This window comes from Myroides sp. C4067 (assembly GCF_038039665.1).
Lineage (GTDB): Bacteria > Bacteroidota > Bacteroidia > Flavobacteriales > Flavobacteriaceae > Flavobacterium > Flavobacterium odoratimimum.
This window is the reverse complement of sequence record NZ_JBBPHJ010000022.1, coordinates 1-25,563: the sequence shown is the minus strand read 5'-3', so window position 1 is coordinate 25,563 and position 25,563 is coordinate 1. Positions and strand designations below refer to the sequence as shown.

General features: G+C 32.2%; 24 protein-coding genes and 1 tRNA gene. 9 read left to right on the top strand and 16 right to left on the bottom strand.

Translation table 11 applies throughout. From position 1 onward, the window contains the following. Positions 1 to 2: 2 nt before the first annotated feature. The 10 genes from AABL87_RS13915 to AABL87_RS13870 form a co-directional block, all read right to left on the bottom strand. On the bottom strand, positions 3 to 686 hold the full coding sequence (locus AABL87_RS13915; protein ID WP_006261234.1) for a potassium channel family protein: 684 nt from the start codon (positions 684 to 686) through the stop codon (positions 3 to 5). A gap of 8 nt (positions 687 to 694) precedes the next feature. Beyond that, positions 695 to 2,476: a TrkH family potassium uptake protein gene (locus AABL87_RS13910; protein ID WP_006261233.1), complete on the bottom strand. Its 1,782-nt coding sequence runs from the start codon at positions 2,474 to 2,476 to the stop codon at positions 695 to 697. Between the two features lies 1 nt (position 2,477). Further along, positions 2,478 to 2,852, bottom strand: coding sequence for a DUF3037 domain-containing protein (locus AABL87_RS13905; protein ID WP_006258834.1), 375 nt, complete (start codon positions 2,850 to 2,852; stop codon positions 2,478 to 2,480). After that, on the bottom strand, positions 2,839 to 3,633 hold the full coding sequence (locus AABL87_RS13900; protein WP_341277509.1) for a HipA family kinase: 795 nt from the start codon (positions 3,631 to 3,633) through the stop codon (positions 2,839 to 2,841). Before AABL87_RS13900 ends, AABL87_RS13905 begins: the two co-directional genes overlap by 14 nt. 112 nt (positions 3,634 to 3,745) lie before the next feature. After that, positions 3,746 to 4,297, bottom strand: coding sequence for a DNA-3-methyladenine glycosylase I (locus AABL87_RS13895; RefSeq protein ID WP_341277508.1), 552 nt, complete (start codon positions 4,295 to 4,297; stop codon positions 3,746 to 3,748). Beyond that, positions 4,297 to 4,698 carry a hypothetical protein gene (locus tag AABL87_RS13890; protein WP_341277507.1) on the bottom strand — a complete coding sequence of 134 codons (402 nt, stop codon included), beginning with the start codon at positions 4,696 to 4,698 and terminating at the stop codon, positions 4,297 to 4,299. The genes AABL87_RS13895 and AABL87_RS13890 overlap by 1 nt, the downstream gene beginning before the upstream one ends. A 121-nt stretch (positions 4,699 to 4,819) precedes the next feature. Further along, a complete protein-coding gene (locus tag AABL87_RS13885) occupies positions 4,820 to 5,395 on the bottom strand; it encodes a hypothetical protein (RefSeq protein WP_006258838.1) in 576 nt (191 codons plus the stop codon). 145 nt (positions 5,396 to 5,540) lie between these two features. Then, complete coding sequence (lpdA, locus tag AABL87_RS13880) at positions 5,541 to 6,944, bottom strand: dihydrolipoyl dehydrogenase (RefSeq protein WP_006258839.1); 1,404 nt, start codon at positions 6,942 to 6,944, stop codon at positions 5,541 to 5,543. Between the two features lie 113 nt (positions 6,945 to 7,057). After that, a complete protein-coding gene (locus AABL87_RS13875; RefSeq protein WP_006261229.1) occupies positions 7,058 to 7,936 on the bottom strand; it encodes a diacylglycerol/lipid kinase family protein in 879 nt (292 codons plus the stop codon). Positions 7,937 to 8,294: 358 nt separating this feature from the next. Beyond that, positions 8,295 to 8,603, bottom strand: coding sequence for a rhodanese-like domain-containing protein (locus AABL87_RS13870; protein ID WP_006261228.1), 309 nt, complete (start codon positions 8,601 to 8,603; stop codon positions 8,295 to 8,297). A 420-nt stretch (positions 8,604 to 9,023) separates the two neighbouring features. On the opposite strand from AABL87_RS13870, the gene AABL87_RS13865 reads away from it, so the two are divergent. From AABL87_RS13865 to AABL87_RS13835, 7 genes are all read left to right on the top strand, one after another. Beyond that, positions 9,024 to 11,363 carry an outer membrane beta-barrel family protein gene (locus tag AABL87_RS13865; RefSeq protein WP_071307384.1) on the top strand — a complete coding sequence of 780 codons (2,340 nt, stop codon included), beginning with the start codon at positions 9,024 to 9,026 and terminating at the stop codon, positions 11,361 to 11,363. Positions 11,364 to 11,603: 240 nt separating this feature from the next. Further along, positions 11,604 to 12,266, top strand: coding sequence for a thiamine diphosphokinase (locus tag AABL87_RS13860; RefSeq protein WP_073144204.1), 663 nt, complete (start codon positions 11,604 to 11,606; stop codon positions 12,264 to 12,266). A gap of 92 nt (positions 12,267 to 12,358) precedes the next feature. Then, positions 12,359 to 13,174 (top strand): helix-turn-helix domain-containing protein, encoded by an 816-nt coding sequence (locus tag AABL87_RS13855; RefSeq protein ID WP_341277506.1) that lies wholly within the window; start codon positions 12,359 to 12,361, stop codon positions 13,172 to 13,174. Between the two features lie 82 nt (positions 13,175 to 13,256). Next, positions 13,257 to 14,276, top strand: a complete 1,020-nt coding sequence (locus AABL87_RS13850; protein WP_341277505.1) for a threonine aldolase family protein — start codon at positions 13,257 to 13,259, stop codon at positions 14,274 to 14,276. A gap of 314 nt (positions 14,277 to 14,590) precedes the next feature. Continuing rightward, a complete protein-coding gene (locus AABL87_RS13845) occupies positions 14,591 to 15,925 on the top strand; it encodes a hypothetical protein (RefSeq protein WP_006261222.1) in 1,335 nt (444 codons plus the stop codon). 22 nt (positions 15,926 to 15,947) lie between these two features. Continuing rightward, complete coding sequence (locus tag AABL87_RS13840; RefSeq protein ID WP_341277504.1) at positions 15,948 to 17,030, top strand: imelysin family protein; 1,083 nt, start codon at positions 15,948 to 15,950, stop codon at positions 17,028 to 17,030. Positions 17,031 to 17,105: 75 nt separating this feature from the next. Continuing rightward, positions 17,106 to 18,485: a di-heme oxidoreductase family protein gene (locus AABL87_RS13835; protein ID WP_341277503.1), complete on the top strand. Its 1,380-nt coding sequence runs from the start codon at positions 17,106 to 17,108 to the stop codon at positions 18,483 to 18,485. Between the two features lie 49 nt (positions 18,486 to 18,534). Here the strand turns inward: AABL87_RS13835 and AABL87_RS13830 are convergent, their stop codons facing one another. Together AABL87_RS13830 and AABL87_RS13825 are read right to left on the bottom strand one after the other, a co-directional pair. Continuing rightward, on the bottom strand, positions 18,535 to 19,827 hold the full coding sequence (locus tag AABL87_RS13830) for a hypothetical protein (protein ID WP_016649395.1): 1,293 nt from the start codon (positions 19,825 to 19,827) through the stop codon (positions 18,535 to 18,537). 115 nt (positions 19,828 to 19,942) lie between these two features. Next, the gene (locus AABL87_RS13825; RefSeq protein ID WP_016649396.1) at positions 19,943 to 20,602 is read right to left on the bottom strand and encodes a hypothetical protein; all 660 of its coding nucleotides are present in this window, start codon (positions 20,600 to 20,602) and stop codon (positions 19,943 to 19,945) included. Between the two features lie 826 nt (positions 20,603 to 21,428). On the opposite strand from AABL87_RS13825, the gene AABL87_RS13820 reads away from it, so the two are divergent. Beyond that, the gene (locus AABL87_RS13820) at positions 21,429 to 22,187 is read left to right on the top strand and encodes a lysophospholipid acyltransferase family protein (protein WP_341277516.1); all 759 of its coding nucleotides are present in this window, start codon (positions 21,429 to 21,431) and stop codon (positions 22,185 to 22,187) included. A 63-nt stretch (positions 22,188 to 22,250) separates the two neighbouring features. On the opposite strand, the gene AABL87_RS13815 is transcribed toward AABL87_RS13820, so the two are convergent. The 3 genes from AABL87_RS13815 to pncA form a co-directional block, all read right to left on the bottom strand. After that, positions 22,251 to 22,832 (bottom strand): outer membrane beta-barrel protein, encoded by a 582-nt coding sequence (locus AABL87_RS13815; RefSeq protein ID WP_006261216.1) that lies wholly within the window; start codon positions 22,830 to 22,832, stop codon positions 22,251 to 22,253. 89 nt (positions 22,833 to 22,921) lie between these two features. Continuing rightward, positions 22,922 to 23,464: a hypothetical protein gene (locus AABL87_RS13810; RefSeq protein WP_341277502.1), complete on the bottom strand. Its 543-nt coding sequence runs from the start codon at positions 23,462 to 23,464 to the stop codon at positions 22,922 to 22,924. Between the two features lie 3 nt (positions 23,465 to 23,467). Further along, on the bottom strand, positions 23,468 to 24,079 hold the full coding sequence (pncA, locus tag AABL87_RS13805) for a bifunctional nicotinamidase/pyrazinamidase (RefSeq protein ID WP_286430397.1): 612 nt from the start codon (positions 24,077 to 24,079) through the stop codon (positions 23,468 to 23,470). A gap of 188 nt (positions 24,080 to 24,267) precedes the next feature. Here pncA and AABL87_RS13800 point away from each other — a divergent pair, with 188 nt between their 5' ends. Next, complete coding sequence (locus AABL87_RS13800; RefSeq protein WP_286430398.1) at positions 24,268 to 25,443, top strand: aspartyl protease family protein; 1,176 nt, start codon at positions 24,268 to 24,270, stop codon at positions 25,441 to 25,443. A gap of 43 nt (positions 25,444 to 25,486) precedes the next feature. On the opposite strand, the gene AABL87_RS13795 is transcribed toward AABL87_RS13800, so the two are convergent. Then, a tRNA-His gene (locus AABL87_RS13795) sits at positions 25,487 to 25,560 on the bottom strand. Between the last annotated feature and the right edge of the window lie 3 nt (positions 25,561 to 25,563).

Below are 25,563 nucleotides of genomic sequence, written 5' to 3'. Positions count from 1 at the left end.
GATTATTCTGCTAATATTTTTTTAATATCTCTGTTATCACCATAGATAACCATGATATCTCCTTTATTTAATACTGTTTCATAAGAGGCAATACCTTGTACTTCGTGTATTTTCTTATGCATCCCGATAAAGCTCTTTTCTTCTTTTATCTTCAGTGTTGTAAGAACGACTAAGTTATAATTAGTTCTGAAACCGATCTCTCCTAATGTTCTACCTGCAAAACGGTCAGACACAGTGATTTCTACGATACTGTATCGTCCGTTAATCTCATAAGAATCTACTACTCCTTTTATACATAATTTCTTCGCCCATCTCTCTGCTGTTTCTTCTTCAGGGTGTACGATTTCATCTACTCCTATGGCTTGTAAGACATTCTCATGCACAGGACTAATAGCTCTACTGATCAGTCTTTTTACATTTAGGTTTTTTAGAACAGCAGTAGTCATAATATTAGCTCCTTGGTCTTCCCCGATAGCTACGATAACGATATCTGTATTCGCTAGAGGTAGTCCAGACATCATATATTGATCAGTAGAGTCTAGACAGATAGTATGAGATATCATATCCTTATAAGCATCTACCCTAGCCATACTTTTGTCTACACCTATTACTTCATTTCCTTGTTCTGTAAGTTTTTGTGCTAATGATGCACCAAAATTTCCTAAACCAATAATAATATATTTCATGTCCTATATTAGTTAATCAGAATCTCTTCTGTTGGATATCTATAATTCGTTAATTTTTCTTTTTTACTTATCGCTATTAGGATGGTAAGCATACTTACTCGTCCAATAAACATAAGCATAATCAAAGTTACTTTACTAGGATCTGTCAGCTGAGCTGTAATCCCTGTACTTAATCCTGATGTACTATAAGCAGAGAATGCCTCATATGCTAATCTTAATAAATCTGTCTTGGGCTCAAAAAACGAGAGCGCAAAAATAGCTATTCCTATCACAAATAAAGATAAGAATATAATCGCAAAAGCACGTTGTACAGACAGTTGATCCACCTCTCTTCTGTATACTTCTATTCTAGATCTACCTTTCATTAAGGCCCAGATATTTAAGACAGCGATAGCAAAAGTACTTGTTTTAATACCCCCTCCTGTTGATACTGGTGATGCCCCGATCCACATTAAGAGAATCACGACCAAGAATGTAGAAGTAGTAAATAGATTATTATCTACTGTCGCAAAACCTGCAGTACGTGGTGAAGTAGCTGTAAAGAATGCTGTGACTAACTTTCCAAAGCCACTGTGTTCTGCTAGCGTATTATTATATTCTGAGATATAGACTACTGCAGTACCTCCTACGATTAATACAGCTGTAGTGATTAAGATAATTCGAGTACTTAGATTAATAACACGAGGAATATGAATCTTCGCTTCCTTCATGCTAAAAGGAAGAAGCTTATTGATAATCAAGTGCTTTACATACTTATATACATTGAATACAATTGGGAACCCTAATCCTCCCATAATGAATAACCCTGCTATAATTAAATGCAATGGATAATTAAAGCGGTATTCAAAAGTGTATAGGTTCTCAGGTAAAGTAGAGAATCCAGCATTACAGAAGGCTGATACAGCATGAAAAATAGAGAAAAACACTCTGTCAAACAAAGATTCAAAATGCTGATGACGTATACTGATAAATATCGCGATCATCCCTATAAACTGTATAATACCAGATATAATAATGATTCGTTTTAGCGTAGCGAATACGTCTCCTAGTTTATCGATATAAGACATATCCTTAAGTACTAATTGATTTCCATAAGAGGCTTTTCCTCTAAAGAAAAAACTAAAGTAGCTCGCTAAGGTCATGATTCCAAGTCCTCCACATTCCATTAAAAAGATCATCACCGTCTTTCCAAATATAGTGAACTGCGCACCGATATCTACTGTAGATAACCCCGTTACACACACAGCGCTCGTAGCCGTAAATAGAGCATCTATATAACGCATACTACCTGGTGTATTCGTCGCTTTAGGGAAAGAAAGCATGAATGCTCCTATAAAAATGATTAATAGAAAACTGACAACAAATAGCTGAGCAGGGTTCATTCTAGTCTGTTTTAAGTTTAACTGTAAGACAGAAAACTCCCTTACTAACATTAGGAATAAACCAAACGAAATAACAGCATTGCTGTCAAAGAACCTTATAGTATGCTCAGGCTGCCATCTGGCTATAATCAAGATTAAAAACAATACAATACTAAAACAGTCAAATATCTTCACTCCTAAAGTCTCGTGGTTATCTTTATTAAAATAACGTCTAACGATAGCAAGCATCCCGATGCTCAAACAAATATTGTAAAAAACATTTAAGTGGTAATGATAATCGTTAAGTGTATTAAAACCTAAATCGTATATCATTAAAAACAACGCTATGAAACTAACCCAAAAAGGCAATCTTTTAAGGATGAACGTAGTTTGCTTTATTATTTTATCTTTAAGGTAGTACAGTGGCATCTTATAATACTAATTCTTTAAAAAGTCTAGTTAACACTTCCTCCATATCTTCAGACATACCAGGATGTGGACGAGAAGATTGTATACAAGAGCTCTTTACAGCGGTTAGCCATCTAAAGCGTTCTGCCGCATCTAAAGTTCCTATAGGTGATATTTTACACTGTCCCTTTGCGATGCGCTCAAAAGCATCTACGTGGTCTTTTAAAGTGTCAAAGTCTAACTCGCTTTCGAAGCATTCAATCTTCTTCTTGTCTAAATGAAATGAAGAGATCAACATTCGCTTAGCCTTACAGAATACTAATACCCCAATATTGATAAACTCTTCTCGTTCTACTTTAGGAGTGTACCTTATTATTGCATACTCATATACCTGCATCTTGATGTTTTTTTGCTTCGTTAACAAATAGATCAGAATTCGCTAATCTGTTCTTTAAAAAAGAGAAATAAACACTTCTTATCTCTTCAGGGGTCAAATCGCTTTCTTCCCATTCTAACCAATCAGTAGGTATCTGATCTGTAATACATTTAAGGTCTTCTTCTTGAAGTAATACTTTAAACTCTTTATCCACTATATCTAGCTCTTTTGCCACAGGTAATAATACGTGATCCTTTATAAATGAGAAAGGAGTCAACGCACCTTTTTCCCAATTCGTAAAGGAATGATGGAAGTAAAAAGAAGCGCCATGATCTATTAGCCACAACTCTTTATGCCAGATTAGCATATTCGTATTTCTAAATGTACGGTCTACATTGGTGATAAAAGCATCTAGCCACACAATTTGAGAAGCTAATTTACTTTCTATCTCTAAAGCAGAAGGGTCGTAAGTCAAAGCTCCAGATAAGAAGTGAAGACCTAGATTTAAACCTTTACTAAACTGTAGTAGATCTTGTATTTCTTCATCTGCTTCTGTTCTACCAAAAGCCTCATCTAGCTCAGCAAAGACTAATTCAGGTACATTCAACCCTAATTTCTTAGCGATTAAACCACCTAATAATTCAGCAATTAATGCTTTGATACCATGACCAGCTCCTCTAAATTTTAATACATATTTAAAGTCGTCATCAGCATCTGCAAGTGCAGGAAGTGAACCTCCTTCTCGCAGTGGCATAATATACCTAGTAACAGTAACTGTTCTTAACCCCAATTGATTCTCCATTTGGCTATTTTATAATGAAATGATCATGCAATATTAACCAAAAAACCCCCAAAGTAACTTACTTTGAGAGTTAAATTTTAAACTACTGCATTCCAGTGATTGTATCTCTATTTTACTTGTCTAAGTAAAATCTTGTATTTTTATGGATAGGACAGTCTACTCGATGTGACCCTGGCAAATAAGCTGTACTCATTAAAAACTCATTTACAATCTCTCCTCCTACAAACTTAAAGTGTTTTTTAAACAACTTTACCCATTCCTCTAGTGTATGCTCTTTATGTAGGTCTAACCAATTCTTAAAGCTTCCGAATTCTTTTTGTAACACGATGATTTGATTAGCATTATAGATGGCAGCATTAACCTTTAGTTTATTGCGAATAATCCCGCTGTCTTGTAATAATCGATCAATATCTGCCTGCGTAAAATTAGCCACCTTGTCTATATCAAACCCTACATAAGCTTTTTGGAAGTTTTTTCTTTTTTGAAGTATAGTATTCCAGCTCAGCCCCGCTTGGTTTATTTCTAAAACAAATCGTTCAAACAGCGCATTGTCATCCGTTAATTCGAAGCCATATTCATAATCGTGATAGTACTTATTCGGATTGTCAGAATCTACAGGTAGCTCATTACAAAAATCACAGTAATGCTTTTTAACAACAGCCATTAATTAATCATTTTTATTTTAGCATCGTTTAAGACCTTTCTGAATGCATTCTTAGCATCAGGAGTTTTAAGTCCAAACACGTCTCTAGTCTTTCTATTATTCAGTTTTATCACCGCTTTAGTACCTAATGCTTTTGGCATCTTCACATACTTAATATCATATTTGTCTATAGAGTCAACAGCAGTTTGTATTAAGAAGTTCTTTACTGTAATATATAAGAAGGTAGCTACAATAATACAGAATACATAGTCCATCTCTTTAGGTTGTTGCCAGTTAGCAGTATACAGCCTAGCCGCTCCTAAGATTAGGATAGCAGAAGACATAATCCTAGAAGATGTTAAGCGTCCTTTTTGATTATCTGTTATTTCAAGCTTTTTAGTTTCTTTATTGAATTTGATCATTTATTTCAAGTATTTATAGTAACAAATCTACTAATAAAAAATAAATCTAAAAGCTAATATAATGTTAGTATTATAGATAATAATAAAGGGGTATTAAACGAACTTAATCCCCCTTATACTATTATTTAATATGGAAATACAAATAGCTTTTTCCTTTATTTAGACTCCCTTCAGAAACATTAGATAGCTTATCTTCTATTCTTAAATATCCTGCTTGAAAACCAACTTCTAATTCACCATTATATTTTAGTTTTGTTTCAATATAATAAGTTTTATCTGGATTTATTTCTAATTCTTCTTTAGTAGGAGCCCTTTTTATTTTGGTATAAATCTGAACGGGTAATTTTCCTGTTTCTTTTAACTCACTAAGAATAATCTCTTCTGGGAAATCCCAAAATAAAGCGCAAATATTTCCTACTTTCTTTTCGAATAAGTGATACGTCAATACTTCTCTTTTCATGTCTAGAAGCAGATAATCAGATTGTTTACAGGTTTTATTATCTTTTCCTATTAATCCTACTGGTTGACTTCCTATCTTATTACCTGCATATTTTAAAGTACCTACAGGCAATTCGTCTAGACTTTTTAAGCCACTATAAGGGGCATCAAATATAGGATCTCCTTTAGGAGTATTATCATCACTTTTACTACAAGATAAAGCTAATGCAGCAAAACAAAGAATTAAGTATTTTTTCATGTTTAATTGTTAACGTATAGTTAATGCAAACATAATTAAATTAACAATAGAAACAAATATTATTCTATGGTCTTAAGCTGGTAATTATAAATAAAAAAAGCCTAGAATATATCTAGGCTTTTCTATGTATTTCAGTATAATCAGCTTATACGTGTAATGCTCTGTTATCAGTTGCAGCTAACGCAGCTTCTTTAATAGCTTCTGCAAAAGTTGGGTGAGCGTGAGACATTCTAGAGATATCCTCTGCAGATGCTCTGTACTCCATAGCTACTACTGCTTCAGCGATTAAGTCTGCAGCACGAGCTCCTACCATGTGTATTCCTAATACTTCGTCAGTATTTTTATCAGCTAATATTTTAACTAATCCATCTGTTTCAGCACTTGCTCTTGCACGTCCTAAAGCTTTGAATGGGAAGCTACCAGCTTTGTACTCAATTCCTTCAGCTTTTAATTGCTCTTCTGTTTTTCCAACAGCTGCAACTTCTGGCCAAGTGTAAACTACACCAGGGATTAAGTTATAATCTATATGAGGTCTTTGGCCTGCTAAGAACTCAGCTACCATTACTCCTTCTTCTTCAGCTTTATGAGCTAACATAGCACCACGTACTACGTCACCGATAGCGTAGATATTAGAAGCAGAAGTTTGTAAATGATCATTTACCTCTACTTGTCCTCTTTCTGTTAATTTAACTCCAGCTTTGTCAGCGTTTAATCCATCAGTATATGGACGACGACCTACAGCTACTAAAGTGTAATCTCCTTCTAGAGTTACTAATTCTCCTTTTTTATCTTCTGCAGTTACTGTTACTACATCTCCTTCACGCACTACTCCTTGTACTTTGTGAGAAGTATAGAACTTCATACCTGCTTTTTTAAGCACTTTAGTTAATTCTTTAGATACAGCACTATCCATTGTAGGTAATACTCTATCAGCATACTCTACTACAGATACTTTAGATCCTAATCTCATGTATACTTGACCTAACTCAAGACCGATTACACCACCACCGATTACGATTAAGTGTTTAGGTACTTCAGGAAGTTTTAAAGCTTCTGTTGAAGTAATTACTCTTTCTTTATCTAAAGTAATAAATGGTAAAGTAGATGGTTTAGATCCTGTAGCAATAATACTATGTTTAGCTTCGAATGTTTCTACACTTCCGTCTGCTTTAGTTACATTGATAGTAGTTGCGTTCTCAAATGATCCAACTCCTTCAAAAACAGTAATCTTGTTCTTGTCCATTAGATATTTAACACCTGAAGATGTTTGATCAACTACTGCTTGTTTTCTTTCGATCATTTTTGATAAATCGAACTTTACTTCTCCAGTGATTTCTATTCCGTGATCAGCAAAATGAGCAATCTCTTCCATGTGATGAGATGATGCTAACAATGCCTTAGAAGGAATACACCCTACATTAAGACAAGTTCCTCCTAAGTTAGAGTATTTCTCTACTATAGCAGTTTTAAATCCTAATTGAGCACAACGAATTGCTGCTACATATCCTCCAGGTCCTGAACCAATTACAACTACGTCAAATGAATTCATAATATATTATCTTATTTGTTGTTTTTATATATCTTACAAAGTTACACTTTTTATATAATTTAGTCTAAAAAGAGAACTTTAAAGTTTCTTAATTTTATCAATAATAATCACTACTAGCACAATACTCTTAGTCCTCCTTTAATAACTCGGATCTCAAACTGATTAGTATCGTACTCATAATATTCTCCATCCATCTGAAAACCATTTCTTTCTTGCCCTATGATCTCTACTGTAATATGATCAGACTGAACATAATCTGTCTTTCTGAATTTCTCTGTTTTCTTTAAGATCACATAGAGTCCAAAAGTCAATTGTTTTAATAAATTGATTTTTGGCACCATTAGATAATCTAATAGTCCATCTGTCAGACTTGCTTTCGGAGTTAGAGACATATTATATCCCATCTCATTAGAGTTAGAGATAAATAATAGTAGCGGATTTACTTCTTTGGTTTGCCCTTTATACGTAACCAGCATTCGCTTCGCTTTATACTGTTGAGCAGAGTTTAATGCCGCTTTGATATAAGCACCTAATTTGCGCTTACCTGATTTCTCATAGTTATCTATAATAGTAGCATCTATACCGAATCCCATATTACTAAAGAAATATTCTCCATTAATACTACCGACATCCATATTCATTACTTTTCCATCGCGTACACGTATTATCGCCTGCTCTATATCTTTAGGAATAGATAGATTAGAAGCTAATCCATTACCTGAGCCTACAGGTACTACTCCAAATATAACATCCTTACCCACTACTTGTGTAGCTACTTCATGAATGGTTCCATCCCCTCCACAAGCTACGATAACATCTGCACCTGCTGATAGTGCCTGCTGTGTTAATTCAATAGCATGTCTTTTATAAGTAGAATATAGTACATGTATATCAAATGCTTTTTCATCAAAGAATGTTTTAATATAATCTGCAGTAATATTGTGCTTTCCTTTTCCAGAAATTGGATTAACGATAAAAAAGATTTTTTTCATAATAAGATTTGAATATATCATAGCTCGTACAGTATGTACGCTATGTGAATACAAATATACAAAGCTATTCTAATAATGATATCGCATAATACTTATGATATCCTTAAAATTTAGGTTAGCGTATCTTTTTATAGGCATACTGTACATCATAGATATAGCGTCTCGCTTGCTGATTCTAGGGGATTGCTTGCGGTTTTCTTGCAGTTTCCTTGCCCAGAGCACCTCTTTCGCGAAGGAATGTGCAAAAATACCCCTAGCATAGTGCAAGTATATTCATCTATAAATAGATTAGAGATAAGGTAAAATAACCGTATAGATGCAAAAAAAGCCAACTCTAAAGAATTGGCTTTAATATACTTTATTTAATAGGACCTTCCCATTCTGTAATACCTCCTAAAAGGTTATGTGTCTCTTCGAAACCTAAAGACTCCATTACATGACATGCTTGGCTACTTCTTCCACCTGATTTACAATAGATATAGTAAGCTTTAGTTTTGTCTAGATTAGCTATTTCATCTAAAAAACCTTGTCCTTTATAGATATCTATATTGATAGAACCTGGGATAGCCTTCTCTTCTACTTCTTCTTCTGTACGTACGTCTAGTATAATAGCATTAGAATCAGCTTGCGCTTTTTCCCACCATTGTTCTTGTGATAAATTTGTCATTGTTTGTTCTTTTAGTAATTGGGTCAAATATAAAGTTATTCTATTTCAAATGAAATTTTTTTAAAATAAATTCATTGGATAGAAGACAAAGAGTAAAAAGAAATAAAAGATTTATAAATAATAATCTTGATACAACTAATCTTATATAGACAATAACAGAAAGAACATATTTCATGGCTAGATTTTATTTAAATAATGTCTATTTCTATCTTTTCTTACCATTATCAAATATTGTCTTTTAGAAAGAGGATTTATAGAAGTTTAAGTTATTGATATTTAATATTATATATGTTATTTTTGTTAAATTAATAAAATAGACTACCTAAATTTAAACTTAGTATTTTATATAAAAATCTGCTATTATATAATGTATTATAGATAACAATTAGCCTATTACAATTGATCATTAAATATTTTTGTATGAAGTATAACTTATTTATCTTTTTTCTGTTTTTTGCATTTACTTGTAAGGCACAATATCGCATTACAGGGCAATTAAAAGATAATAATAATGAAGTTGTCTTCAATTGTGCTATTAAGCTAAAGAAACAAGATACAATAATCAGAAGTGTACTTTCTGATGAAAGTGGCAACTTTGCAATTGAAAATATTCAAGAGGGACTATATAGCCTAGAGCTAGTCCCTATTCATTACAATGACTATAAAGTATCTATCCATGTAGCTAGTGATATTTCGTTAGGTATTATTTCCCTTTCTGAAAAAATACTAGAGTTAGATGAACTTATTATTACAAGTCAAAGAAAACCTGTTAAACAAACTGATACAGGAGTTATTCTTAATGTGTCAGGCACACGATTACAAAATCAGCCTGATTTGATATCAATTTTAAATTACGCTCCTACTATATCAACGAATAATGGTCTTAAAGTATTGGGAGATGATAATATTCTGATACAATTAAATGGAAAAGATATTCAAATAGATAAAAGTAGAATCTCCACTTTTTTAGAAACAATAAATCCTAAAACAATAGAGAATATCGAAGTTATAGATCGAGTAGATGGAAGCGTTCAAAGCAATAAAACAAGCCTCATCAAGATTACGACTATCCAAAAAGAGGGCTGGAGCGGCAATATAAGACAAGGTCTTCTATATAATGACAAAGGTGGCTATTCTACTGATGCAAGTTTATTCTATAAAAGAGAACAACTTAGGGTATTTGGAAATTACTATCACTCAAGACACAAAACAAGTTCAAAAGGACATGAATCTCAGATAAGAAGTAATAGTCAACTTTATTATACAAATACAGAAAATAGTAAATTAAATAGAAAAAGTGACTATGTTACATTGGGGGCTGACTATGACTTCAACGATAATAGCAGTATAAGTTTTCTCTATCTCTTTGAAGATGACCAAGACCATGACCACCAACGTGAAGTATCTTCTCAAATTACTGGACATCTTATAGAGTCTGACTCTCTAGTCCTGTCCAAAGCCTATTTTAATCAAATAAATAAGATGCATTCTTTCTCATTATCATTTACTAATGTTTTAGATAGTTTAGGTTCTAAATTCAATACAAGTATTGATATTGCTAAAAAATATTATACTAACCCTTTTTATCAATTGAATTCTTTTCAAAATGATTATAATCTGATAAAAGAAGAAAATCAACAAAACTCTAAATCCAATAATGACATATATGCTTTTAATATTTCAAGGAAAAAGAAGTATCAAGATAATAAAGAATTTTCATTAGGAGCCAGAGCTTCTTTAGTAGATAATAAGGATGGCTTTCACTTTTTAGATTTAAAAAATGAACAATGGATAACCAATACAGATTTTTCAAATGATTTTTTTCTAAAGGAGTACATTCTATCTGTCTATTCTATTTTCTCTATGCCTATAAAAGAGAAATCTAAACTATCTTTAGGTCTAAGAGCTGAATATAACTATAATGATTATACAAATGGCTCTGTAGAAGGAAATAATAATAACTTAAGGCTATTGCCTAATATCTCCTACTCTACTAAAGTATGGGATAATAAACTTTATATTTCAGCTTCACAACGAGTATCAAGACCGAGTTACTCACTATTTAATCCCACTTATATTAAAAGTAGTCCCTTAAGTGCCTATATGGGGAATGAGAACTTAAAACCCATAGATATATACAGTTTACAAACAGGATATAGTTTAAAGAATAATTTACGATTAGATTTAAGATATCGTTATTTAGAAAATAATATTTTGACAATTCCTCGAAATACCAATGGAATCTTAATTACTAGCCCTACTAATATAGGGTATAGAAATGACCTATATGCCTTTGTTTCTTTCCCTTATAAAATCAGTGATTGGTGGGAAACCAATACAAAATTGACAGGTGCTTACTTAGAGCTCAAGCTACCAACTCAAAAGTTTAGTTCACTATATGCTGATTTTAGTATAAACAATACTTTTTATTTACCTTTAGATATAGAATTAAACGCTTATTACTCTTATACATCGGCTTACAGAATGCTATACACTAAAAATAAGAATATTAATTCTTTAAATCTAAATATATCTTATCCTATATCTCGTTCATTCAATTTACATGCAGGAGTTAATGATGTATTTAATTCTCTTAGATCTAGTACTGAATATGATTTTAACGGTATATATAATTACAATTATAATAAATTTAATTCAAGGTCATTCTCCGTATCCGTTTCTTATAATTTCTCAAAGGGAAAAGAAGTAGATGATGATATAAGAAATACAGGTATAGAAGAAGAGAAAAGAAGGTTTTAAACTTTAAAATTATCTCTAGGTTAATCAAAAGAATTGTGATCTAGTTTTGATTTTTATCCTATCCTATTACTTTGATAAAACGATACTCTTTTATGTATTCAGTAATGAACTTATTTTAATTAGAATGCCTTTGAATACAATTCGTTAAAATAAATCTACAATCTTTTCTTGAAAAATTTAAAATAAATTGAGTCTATATCCTACATTATACCTTAATTTGCCTTATTAAAACTCACTAATATGTCTTCACATCACATTGTCAGAGATGACCAAGAGCCTGCTTTAATCATTGCTAATGGTGCTGCCTGCAGCCAAGAACTTATGGGACAATTACTTGAATGGTCTCCCCTAGTTGTTGTACTAGACTCAGCTATCGAGAGAGTAATTAATTTAGGTGTGAAAGTGGATGTGTTACTTGGTGATTTTGATAGAGACTTTGATGCAGATGCGTATAGAGAAAAACAGTATCCTATAGAGATCGTACATATCGCTGATCAGAACTCAACTGACTTAGAAAAGGCATTTGACTACCTTATAAAACGTGGTATACCAGCTGCCAATGTAATCTGGGCTACTGGTAAACGAGCTGATCATACTATCACAAATATTACGAATATCTGTAAATATAAAGATAGACTGAAGATAACGATGTATGATGACTACTCACGTATATACCCTCTACCTAATCACTTCAAAAAGTGGTACGAAAAGGATACAATTATTTCTCTTATCCCAGTAGGTGAAGTAAGTAATATTACAACAACGAATCTCCTCTACCCTCTTCAAAACGAATCTCTCGTACTAGGTGAGCGCACAGGAAGTAGCAATACAGTAGCTGAAGATGGACTAGTGACAATCGATTATCTAAATGGGAATCTTTTGATGATGGAATGTCATGATTAGTGATACTTAATTACTTTTCGTTTATATGCCTATGATATAAACTAGGTTTAAGAAGTATTATTATCTTTGTTTAAGATCTTAAGTAGATAAATATGGACTATTTAAAAGAAGGAGAACACTTTGGAGAAAAGAAACAACAACTCGTTGTGAAAGATGTTATTCTAAGCAAGGCAAATGCCTCTCCTACTGATCATATTCCATGGCATTATCACAAACATGCTTATTTCTTATACAATATAAATGGCTACTTAAATGAGGTAACTAAAAAGGGAACTTTAGAGTTACAGCCCAACACCTTATTATACCACCATAGTCAAGAACCTCATTACAATAAAGATATCCAGAAAGAGTTTGATTTCTTACATGTAGAATTACCTTCAGCTTGGTTTTTAAAATACGATTTGTCTCCTAGCCTTATAGAAGGAGACTTACTCTTAAAGGATCCTAGTCTTCAAACGCTATTTCATAAAATACATATAGAATCTCAATTAGCTGATCAGGCTACTAATCTTGCTATAGATGGCTTATTATTACAGACTTTTGGTCAGATTACACGTCTTCAAGCTCAGGACCTATATATTCATAAACCGCTATGGGTTAATAAATTGATAGAACTAGTCAATGAAGAGCGATGGGAAGTATTAAGCTTAAATTACCTTGCTACCGAATTACAATTGCATCCTGTTTATTTATCGAGGAAGTTTCCTGTTTATTTTAAAATGAGTTTTGGAGAATACTTAAGAGAGCAAAAACTAAAGAAAGCAATCGATTTATTGTTATACCACCCTATTAGTCAAGCTGAAGTAGCTTATCAATGTGGCTTCTCTGATGAGAGTCATTTTATACGCATCTTTAAATTAAAATATGGTGTGACTCCTGCTGTGTTTAAAAATCGACACAGAGGTTAAGTGTATTCTAGTAGGTTTAGAACATTCTATTTTTTTATTTATTTCTACTGTATTTTTGTGTATCAATTAATACTAAGTGATTATGTACAGTTTTAAAAATGATTATGCAGAAGGCATGCACCCTAATATACTAAATAGAATAATAGAGACTAATCTAATCCAACAAGCTGGATACGGTGATGATGACTATACTCTAAGAGCAAAAGAATTAATTCAAGCTAAAATAGAGAATCCTCAAGCGCAGATCTACTTCGTATCTGGAGGAACTCAAGCGAACTTATTAGTTATTTCTTCTATCCTACGTACACATCAAGCAGTCATTGCACCTCAGACAGGGCATATCTTTGCGAATGAGACAGGAGCCATAGAAGCTACAGGACATAAAGTAATCCCAGTAGCCACTGCTAATGGTAAACTAACGGCTCAAGATATAGAACTTACAGTAGGTGAATATGGATTAAGACCTCATGTAGTAGAGCCTAAGATGGTGTATATTTCTAATTCTACAGAGCTAGGGACTATCTATACTAAGGAAGAACTAACTGCCATCTCTTCTATTTGTAAACAATTAGGGTTATACCTTTTTATAGATGGAGCTAGATTAGGACACGCATTGACAGCTGATAATAACGACCTTACCTTAAAAGATATCGCTGATCTAACTGATGTATTCTATATAGGAGCAACTAAAAATGGCGGGTTATTAGGTGAGGCTATTGTGTTTAATAATACTGAATTAGCCACTTACTTTGATTATAATTTAAAACAGAAAGGTGCCTTACTAGCTAAGGGAAGATTATTAGGATTACAATTTGAAACTTTATTTACAGATAATCTATATTTTGACTTAGCCAGCCACGCTAATAGAATGGCTACCAAACTAACAGAAGAATTTAAAGCAAAAGGATATCATTTCTTAGGAGATTCTACTACGAATCAGTTATTCCCTATTCTTCCTTTAGCACTGATAGAAGAGTTGAATAAAGATTATGATTTCTATGTATGGAAAGCAATAGATCAAGAATATGCTGCTATTAGACTAATCACTTCATGGGCTACAGATGAAGAGATGGTCAATCAATTTATAGAGAAGATAAAGTAATCCTTCTTAAATAACTTAATTAGGAAAAAGCCTCATAGTGTTTATTCACTATGAGGCTTTTTTTATTCAATTCTCTTCCATAAGTACCTTTCTTTTTTAGAAGTAAAAAGAATAATTCAAAATAGTGTGGTTAATTATTTAACACATTATTACTTTAATAATTGATTAATACCATTAATAGGATAAAATAGATAATTATTACTAAAAACTTTTAAAATTACGTTAACAAATATTAATATATAATATTTAATAAATCTAAATAAGTATATATTTGAAGAAAAATAAACACGAATATTCACTTTATAAGATATAAAATGAAGACAAAACTACTTGCTTGCCTGCTATTTACTAGCTCCCTTACCTACGCTCAAGAAAATGATTCTATCCAGAGGCAAATCTTAAAGGATGAATTAAAAAAAGAGATTATTAAAGAATTAAAAGAAGATAAAAAAAGGTTGTTTAGTTGGGATAATTTTACACTTAGTGGCTATGGTGCTATTAACTATTATAACTACGGTAAATATGATACTGATCCTCAAATTAAAAACAAATTTGATGCTGAAAGATTAAATCTGTATTTAGGTTATCATTTTAATGATTGGATTAGCTTAAAGACAGAAATTGAATTTGAACATGGTGGTACAGGTTCTACTATTGAACTAGATACTCAAGAAGAATTTGGAGAATATGAAAAAGAAATTGAGTCAGGTGGAGAAGTTAAGTTAGAACAAATATTTATAGACTTTAAAGTTCGCCCCTATTTTAATGTTCGTGTAGGTCGAATGAAACTTCACTTCAACTTAGCTCAGAATCTAGACAGACCCACTAATTACTTTACGACACATCGCCAAGAAATGGAAAACGAAATACTGCCATTAGGTTGGTATGAAAATGGTATTCAGTTCTATGGTACTTTTCTCAAGGATCGTCTTCGTTATGAAGTATCAGTTACAAATGGACTAGACGCTACAGGATTTAGTTCTCGTAACTGGGTAAAAAGAGGACATCAAACTCGTTTTGAAATGGCTGTGGGTAATAGTTTAGCTTATACAGCTCGTCTAGACTATAAATTTGGAAAAAACAAAAATACCTTTGCTGGAGTTGCTGCTTATGTCAATGATGCCGCAGCTAATAGACCTAAAAAAGATATGGATGTTTCTGCTTATGTGACCATTTTTGAAGGGCATGTAAGTTATGATGAAAACTACCTAAAGTTTAGTTCTGTATTCTTATATGGAAATATTGAAAACTCAAATATTGTAAGTAGAAAAAATGCTAATCTATCTAATAATCTAGGTGTTAAAAGAACCCCTGTCGGGAAGTCAATGATTGGTTTCTCTGGTGATATTGGATATGAAGTTTTACACTTCCTAAACTTCAAAACAAAGCAACAATTATATCCTTTTATGCGCTATGAGTACTACGATACAATGTATAAAACAGAAGGTGCAGTAGTACGTAAACCTAGATGGGAAAGAAGTGTTATAACTGGAGGTATCAACTGGTTTGTACATCCTCAGGTAGTTCTAAAAGCGCATTACTCTTCTAGAAGATTAGGTTCTGATCACTTTGACCCTATTACTTCATTAAACACAGGTGAAAAACAGCGAGAAAACACCTTTACTGCTGGAATAGGATTTACTTTTTAATTTAATTAACACAAATAACACAATGAAAATGAAAAACAAAATTTTAACATTAGGACTTATCACGATGTCTTTTATGATGACTAACTGTAGTAACAATGATGATAGTCCCACTATAGATGATAGTAAAGACAAACTACATACAGCTGTCATTACTGACCTTACGGGTAATATAATTATCGAGACTTATAAAGAATTAAATAATAAAGCTATAGCGTTAGATAAAGCAATTAGTACCTTTAACACAACATCAACTCAACAAAACTTAGAACTTGCAAAAAAAGCATGGGTAGACACTCGTATACCATGGGAATTATCTGAAGGTTTTCTTTATGGACCTGTTGAAACTAATGGTATTGATCCTGCTATGGATACTTGGCCTGTAGATGTAGAAGCGATGAATAATATTCTAAAAAGTAATCAAAAAATAACTCCATCTTTGATTAGTTCTAATAATGAAGCAAGAGGTTTTCACCTAATAGAGTTTTTATTATGGGGAGAAGATGGTGCTAAAAAAGCTGAACAAATTACAGCTAGACAAAAAGAATATCTTAAAGCTGCCTCTGAAGATTTACAGAACAATACTAAGTTTCTATATAATGAATGGAAATCAGATGGTGGAAACTATGCCGCAGTCTTTAATACTGCAGGAATGGGATCTAAAAAATACCCGTCAAGAATAGCAGCATTAGAAGAAATAGTAGAAGGACTAATCACTATATCAGATGAAGTAGCAACTGGTAAAATAGAAGACCCCTTAAACCCTGAAGGAAGTTCTCCTTTCCCTGAAAAAGAAGAATCTCGCTTCAGTAATAATTCTAAACAAGATTTTATTGATAATATTAAAGGAATTGAAAATGTTTACTTAGGAAAGTATAATAAACAAGTAAAAGGATTATCAACTCTAGTAGCAGAAAAAAATAAAGCTTTAGATAATGAAGTGAAAGCTGCAATTACAACAGCTATTAAAGATATAGAGGCTATACCTGGTACCTTCACACAAGCTATTTATAAAAATAGACCTCAGGTAATCAAAGCTCAGAACAGTGTTAATGAACTTACTAAGTTATTAAAGTCTAAACTTAAACCCTTTATAAATTCATTATAGATTATATCAAAAAAACGTAAGGTAAGAGTCTATTTTATATATAAATAGGCTCTTACCTCATTAAAATATCTAGTTATGAAATATTCTTCTCTCCCACTTTTGCTCATAGTACTATTCACCTCCTGCTCTAGTAATGATTCCTCAGACTATGAAGAACTTCCTCTATTAAATGAAAGAAGATTAGCAGGTGGAGAAACTACCGTTTTTATCAATACAAGTAATGCGTATGGTACTCCTGCTCCTAACTTATCTGCTCCAGATCTAGCACTACATCTTAAAGGAGATCAGATTTTCGAATTTGTATATGTCACTCCTCCTAATCCTATCAATGGAGGCTTAGGTCCTATATTTAATAACTCATCGTGTATCTCTTGTCATCCTAAGGATGGAAGAGCTCCCTTTCCATCTGATTTAAATGAACGAAGTGGTTTCTTTTTTCGTATAAGTTTGCCTGGCATAGCAGAGAATGGAGGTCCTGTCCCTGTCCCTGGTTTTGGTTTGCAAGTGCAAAATCAAGCAGTCTTTGGCGTAAAACCAGAAGCTAAGTTTAATGTTACTTATTCTGATATTACTGAAGTATTAGCTGATGGAACCAAAGTAATACTGCGCAAACCACATTATAGCTTAAAAGATTCCTACATTCCTGTACCTAGTAATATATTGATCTCACCTCGTATTGGTTCTCCTGTTTTTGGATTGGGATTATTAGAAGCGATACCTGAGCAAGATATTTTAGCGGATGTAGATATCAATGATAGTAATAAAGATGGGATATTTGGAAAAGCTAATTATGTATTCGATGCAGTAACTAAACAACGAAAACTTGGGCGCTTTGGATGGAAAGCGAATACAGCTTCATTGCTAGAACAATGTACAGCGGCTTTTAATAATGATATGGGAATAACTAATTATATATTCCCACAAGAAACAGGTTTCGGGCAAAGCAATGGTAGTGATGGCCTAAATAGCGGTCTAGAGATATCTAATGATGTGGCTGATGCAGTTACTTTTTATACTCAAACCTTAGCCGTTCCTGCCTCTCGCTTTCACGATAATCCAGAAGTTCGAAAAGGAGCTCAAATTTTCGAAACTATTGACTGTGCAAAATGCCATAAACCAAAACAAAAGACTGGTAATAGCCCTGTTAAAGCATTAGCTAATCAAACTTTTTATCCCTACACAGATATGCTTTTACACGATATGGGAGAAGGCCTAGCAGATGGACGTCCAGACTTCTTAGCTAATGGTCAAGAATGGAAAACAAGACCTTTATGGGGAATTGGTTTTCAGTATTTAGTAAATGGCCACACCCAATTTCTACACGATGGCAGAGCTCAAAACCTTACAGAAGCAATACTTTGGCATGGTGGTGAAGCTCAATCTTCTAAAGATAAATTTAAACAGTTAAATAAGAAAGATAGAGAGGACTTACTAGCCTTTTTAAATTCACTCTAGTTATATAATATGGTTTACTAAAAGCTCCTATAAAGGAGCTTTTTATGTATTATTTTTTTACTAATCTATAATTTAAATCATCTTTATTCTGTTCTACCTTATAGTGTTCAGTTAATTCCAATATCCATCCATCTCCGAATACTTTATTCTCTTCTACCTTAGTAGGGTTAGTTATAGATAGTCGATCCCAATTAGGACTCATCAGAGCTCCTTTTTCTACAGTAAGAATACCCCATTTATCACTTATTCTCATAGTTGGATACACTGTTCCCTTATCTTCTAATGCTACAAGATTAGAGGGATTAAAAGAAATATTCATCTTTTCAAATTTGATTTCAAAATGAGGATTTTCTACGAATTGAGCTTTATACGCCGCTATTATCTTTTTAACCTTATTCTCTCTTTCTACTTCTTGTTCTATAATGAAAGCTCCATTATATTTACTTTTTAATTGATTAACAATGCCTTCTAGATTGCTGGGAATTTGGATATTCCAAACCTTGATAAAGTAATCAGTAAGATTAGTAGTTGTATTAATCTTCTTATTCCACTCTTTATCCTGTTGTGAAAGCAGATAGCCATAGACAGGAATAGTGTGATAGGCGAATGACCTTATATAGGTAGAATTTTTAAAGAAATCATCTATCCCTTTTGAGACATAGTCTACTGTTTCTTTTTTTGTACGATTACTAACTATTAATCCTGTAAACTCTGCAATTCCCTCGTTTAATTCTAAATTATTTTCTGTTGTAGACGATTCATTGTAAAGACTCTGCCTATATTTTCTAAAAGATAGAGCTGCTGTAAGGTGTTTGTTTCTTTCTTTTAGAGAATGAGCTTGAATAGCTTGTTTTAAAGCCTCTAATTCTAAGCGGAGATATACTCTCCCCTCTTTTTGATCTAAATGGTTGTTATCTGTGTTATTTAATTTAAAACCTAATGTTGGTTGAACACGATGAAAAGACTCATGCCCCAATAGGTTAATTCTATTTTGTACATTATCAGATAGGGGTAACATAATCATAGCCCATCGCTTGCCTTCCCATTCAATAGCTGTATTAGCTATATTAATATTTTTAGGTAAGGTACCAATATATACTCCTCCTTCAGGTTTTAATTTATTTTCTTTATCCTCCTCATTAGCATAAATAGTTCTTGTCTCAGAATCTATTAATAGTATGGGTCCATATAAATCAATATTCCATAGAGATTTGTGCTGTTCTGCTGCATGCTTAAATTCATCAAAACAAACATTCGCTTGCTCTAACATACGCTGTTCATTCTGACTGAAGATACTTTGGGTAAGTAAAAAAAGAGAGAACGCAATTAGTTTTCGTTTCATATTTCTAGTTAAAGGTGTTTAGAAACGAATATATCAAATTATCTGATTTGCTAAGAAATATTTATATAAAATACAAAAGGATATTATCTAATATCCTTTTGTATAACTAAACTATTTATTTTTTATAATGCCCATTATCAACTGTGATAGTCACTACTTTTGGAGCAGCGATATTTCCTTCACCGTGCTCACCTCCTATAAATGAAACAGGAATAGCTTTTTTAATTGTATAGTGTAACACTCCTTTTTCATCTTGAGTTACTTCTACAGCGTCTACAAGATAATCATCACCGATGTACTCATATTTAGCATCTTGATAGTTTTTCTTATTAGCTCCTATTCTAATTGCTACGGTAGCTAATCTATCATGACCAATAGGAAACTTACCATTGGCTAAAACAAAAGTTCTAGGCCTTACTACTGTATATAGTCCTGGCTCAGGTTTATTAATATTAATCGTCAAAAGACCTCCTGGAAAATCGCCATACTTAGCATCATCTTTTGATGGAAAAAAGTCAGTATCAGTCATTGTTATAAAAGTATCATTATAACTCTTGCCTTCTCTATGACGAGGTAGGTAATTCCAATATTTATAAGTTACGTTCTTATTATCTATTCTCATATTTACAGAGAAAGAACCATAAGAGTTTTTAGAACTAGGGACTTCTTCTATAGGATCTGTTTCTCCAGGACCTGCTTCTACACTTCCATTATCACTACTACAAGAAGAAATAGATAATGCTATCATCATGATGATTACACTAATTTTTTTCATTTTTAATCTGATTTTTAATTAATATTCTAATAATGTGTAGTAAGGACTTTTAATAAAGGATACCGAAATTAACATTATATTTTGGTTAAAAAAAATGTAGTATTGTATTTAGAGTTAGTATAAAAAATATCATTAGTGTCCGATAATACTTTTTTATTTCATACTAAACCTAAAAGGCTGTCAAAACAGAGAGACTTGTTTTATCTTTTAATATTTGTACAAAAGAAACTGATTAGCACTACTAAAACTAAACATTAAACAGGGTTTTCTTCGGGCGTTGATTAGAGAGTCTTTTGGAGTTCTTCGGAAAACTGGCCTTCCTTCCGAAGAAACACTGAATTATTCCGACGAGGTTCCGAAGAAACGCATAGCACCAATATCTTTTGTTGTTGAAAATCAGTTAATTAAAAATTAATTATAGGAAAAAAGTGGAACTTTTTGGAAATAAAGAGAAGTTTTTGGAAAGAAGTGGAAGCTATTCTAAAAACTTGTTCTTTTCGATCGTAGTTTTGCCATGTAATCAGTAAAAGAAATATGTTCTAATTGGAATCCTTTGATTTTTCCTGATAAACCAAGTGTTTCAATAGATACTTTACGAAGTGAATTACATTAGGCAACAACAATAAAATAGTATACTTATATGATGGTCTTTGGATTTTAATTTCTTTATATAGCGATCAGAATTAACCTTTACTACTTTTATACTTAAAGAAGTACGATGGAAAAATAACCATTAATCACATCAGTATCACCAATGGTCAAAGACTTTTAATGGCATAAAAGAGAGCAATTATATTTGCTCTTCTAAAAAACAGTTATGTAATATATTTATAATTCTATTGGGTTTTTCTTAAGCAAGGTGTTTCATTACAGAGTCAGCGTATCCCTTCAAAATATAACAAGGGCTTTCCCAAATGCTTCTTATCAAGAGGTGGCACACTATCATAAACAATTTTATAGAAACCTTAGTCGTGTACTAGTTGAAACGCTATTTTTTAAGAGACAATTACTATATCTAACACAAGGAACAAAAGACAATTTAGAAGAGATTAAAAAAGAAAATAAAAATATAATATTAATACTTGGTCATTATGGAAATTGGGAATTAATAAAGCAACTCCCACTCTCTACTAACATACAAGTACAAGCGCTATATAAGCCTTTAAAGAACAAATTTTGGAATAATAGAATCAAAAATCGTAGACAAAAATATGGTATCCGTCTTATTCCTTCACAACATGCTCTACGCATATTACTTAAAGAGAAAGATACTAATACTATGACTGTATTTATTGCGGATCAGTTTCCTGGTAAAAACAAGGGAATAAAACTCTCATTCCTAAACCAACAGACTAATATCTATACAGGTGCAGAACAAATAGCTAGAAAGCTCAATGCCTATGTATTATATGGAGAAATAACACCTTTTGGCAATAAGAAATGGCAATTATCTATAAGTACTATTTGCAAAGAAGCTACACAGACAGAACAAGGTTTTATTTCAACTCATTTTACTAAAGAATTAGAGAGAAGTATTCAGAAAAACCCTACTTTATGGCTGTGGTCTCATAAACGATGGAAATAGTATATACAAAAAAGCCAGAGCAATGCTCAGGCTTTCTTTATTCATTTTAATCACCTTAAATGATTAGTTTTTTCCTAAGAAAATTTGGAATCCTACTGCTAAACCAATACCATTTTGTGCTTTTGAATCAGCAACATTAGATTTACTATAGTTGTATCCTACAGTAGCCTCTAAAGCGACATTACGAGATACGAAGTGAGAATAACCTCCTTTTATATCAAAAGCAAAAGATGTTTTACTTGTTGCATTTTCTGTACCTGATATACCAATTGCTCCTTGTCCAAAGAATCTACCTGTAGCGCTTGCTCCTTCTGGGAAGTAGTAACGCGCAAATGGCATAACTTTATAATTCCAGTCATCTTTTACTGGTTTCTTATGTGTTGTTACACCAGCTCCAACTTCTAAACCAACTGCAAATCCATCAGAAATAAAATATCCTGCACTTGGATTAATATTAAGATTAAAACTTTTGTCTTCAAAGCTATAGCCTGTTGATCCTACAGAAGCTCCTACCATCCAGTTTCCTTTTTTAATAGGTGTAGTACCTACTTTTTCTGATAATTTTGGAGTTTCTACGTTGATTTGAGCATTAGCAGTTGTAATTCCAGCTACTAATAATGCTACCAATAAAGTAATCTTTTTCATAATTTTTACTGTTTAATTTGTAATCCTTTTACTAGACTAATTAGTATTTGTTTTAATAAAAGCTAAATTAATAAATTTAAACGTATTTATTACTGTTTTTTCAATAATTCTTGTTTTAGTTTAAGGAATTCAATATTTGAATTCACTAAACCATTTATCAAGAATGTTCTAGCTTCTTCAATATTAATAAAGTCTAGATACTTATACCATCCATCTGTTTCTAGTATCTCTTTGATCTTCGTAATCCTCTTTGCAGTCTCAGAAGCACTTCTCAACACATGGTTTGTATCATTAAGACAACCTTTATGCTTAAAAGTCACATATTTTTTTTCTAAATCTAGAATTATAGCATACAAAGGTTCTTGTTCATTGTTAGGAAAGAAGCTATCCCAGGTAGCATAGGCTAATGTATATACACTATTCTTATACTCATCAGATGTGATCTTCCATCTACAGTTAGCTGCTCTACCCCAGTGGTTTGCATACCTCGCCACCCCTTTCTCATCATAATAATACATACTCCCCGTCTTGCTTTTGTAATCAGGTTTTCTCCCTTCGATAAATGACATAGGTATTTCTTGCCATTCGCAATAGGTGTGTTTAAAAAAGTTGAATCTACTGTATTTTTTCATTGTTTAATCTAACTCTTCTTGATTTTTTAGGATAGTAATACCTAAGGTTTCCATTTCTTTTTTTGCGTTCACTAAACCTTCTGCTGTAATAGGTTTAGTAGCAAAATCCAAAAAGAACGTCTTGATTCCAGCTTCTTGGGCATCTTTTGCACTAAAATAAACACAGAATTCTGCCGCTAAGCCACATACATATAGTTCTTTTACTTCTTTGTCTTTTAAAAAACCTAATAGTCCCGTGCTATGCTGGTGATCATTGTCGTAAAAACCACTATAGGAGTCAACTTCTACATTCATTCCTTTTCTAAAAATAGCGGCTACTTTAGTTGTGTCCCATTCAGTGGTAAACTCCGCTCCTCTAGTTCCTTGTATACAGTGCTCTGGCCATAGTACTTGTGGGATTCCATTGAGATTTATTAGATCAAATAGATTATGACCAGGATGTTGACTAGCAAAACTCTTATGGTTATTAGGATGCCAATCTTGAGTTGCTATGATTAAATCAAATTGCTTTTGGATTGTATTAATAACAGGGATAATCTTATCACCATCTTCTACAGCTAAGCTACCCCCTGGCAAAAAATCATATTGTAAGTCTACTACTAATAATGCTTTCATATCGAGATTTATAAATATATGTGTTCTAGAACAAAAATACTAAAAGAGTAGCATGAGAGATAGTGATTATACATATTACTTAGTATTCTTTTCTATTAGTAAAAAGTATACTAAACAGATATATTTATTTTATTTAATAACTTTATATTTGTAATCAAATAAAATTAACTCTCAACACATAATAAAATATGTTTTTTAACAACAAAACAAACATAACAACTGTATTAGTCTTATTGTTCTCTTTTAACTTATTTGCACAAAAAGGAATTTTTAAAAAAGGAATTATAACCCCTAGTACTTATTATGAAACTTTAAATTACACACTAAAAGATGATCATATCTATGTGGATGTAATTATTGAAGGCAAAACCTATAAGTTCATTGTAGATACTGGTGCCCCGACATCAATTACTTTTAATGTAAAAGGAGATTTTAAGTTTATATATGAAGATGAATTACATGATGCTTCTAACAATGTATCTAAAGTTAAGTATGTAAGTATTCCAAGCATTAAAATCGGAAAATTAGAATATAAAAACTTTACTGCAGTTCAAAGTGATATGGATGCATTTAAATCATTAGGTGTAGATGGTCTGATAGGTGGCAATATGATAAGTAAAAGTTGTTGGGACTTTGATCTTGAAAACAATAGAATAACACTCTCTAATACTTTAAATAAAAAAGATATAAATTTATTTAATAGAATTAAAGTAAAAAAAGAAGACTCAGGTACACCTACCCTAAAAATGACTTATTTTAATGGTCTAAAAGAAAAGAATATTTTCTTTGATACAGGTTATAATGATTTCTTTTACCTAAGCGAAGATGTATTTAACACCCTGAATGATAAAAAAGTATTTTCTAAAGCACTTACTGGTGAGGGGGTGATTAGTTATAGTGCTTTTGGTCCAAGTATAGGTAAAACATACATTGCTCCTTTAGAGATGAAAGTTGGTAATTATGAAATTCCTGTATTTCTAACTGCTGTAGATGTAGATGATACTAGTAACTTAGGGGCTAAATGGCTTCAGTATTATCGCACCATCTTATATAAGAATCACTTTTACTTTAAACCTTACAATAAAAGCTTTTCTCTAACTTATGAGCATATAGGGATTAAAACTAAACTAAAGAATAATGAACTAGTTATTTCTTTTGTTTGGGACAGTCCAGCTATTAGAAAGAATAACCTAAAAATAGATGATAAAATATTATCAGTAAATGATAGAGAGATAAGCGCTATGTCTAAAGAGGAACTTAAAGAAGTACAACGCAATGCATTTAAGACAGATAAAGTAAAAATAGAAGTGAATACAAAAGGTAATTTTATTGAATTAAATAAAGAAACAATCTTGAGTATTTAAAAACTAAAAAAGGCATTCAATAAATTGAATGCCTTTTTTTTAGGGTAACTAATGGGTTTCGAACCCACGACCTTCGGAACCACAATCCGACGCTCTAACCAGCTGAGCTATAGCTACCAT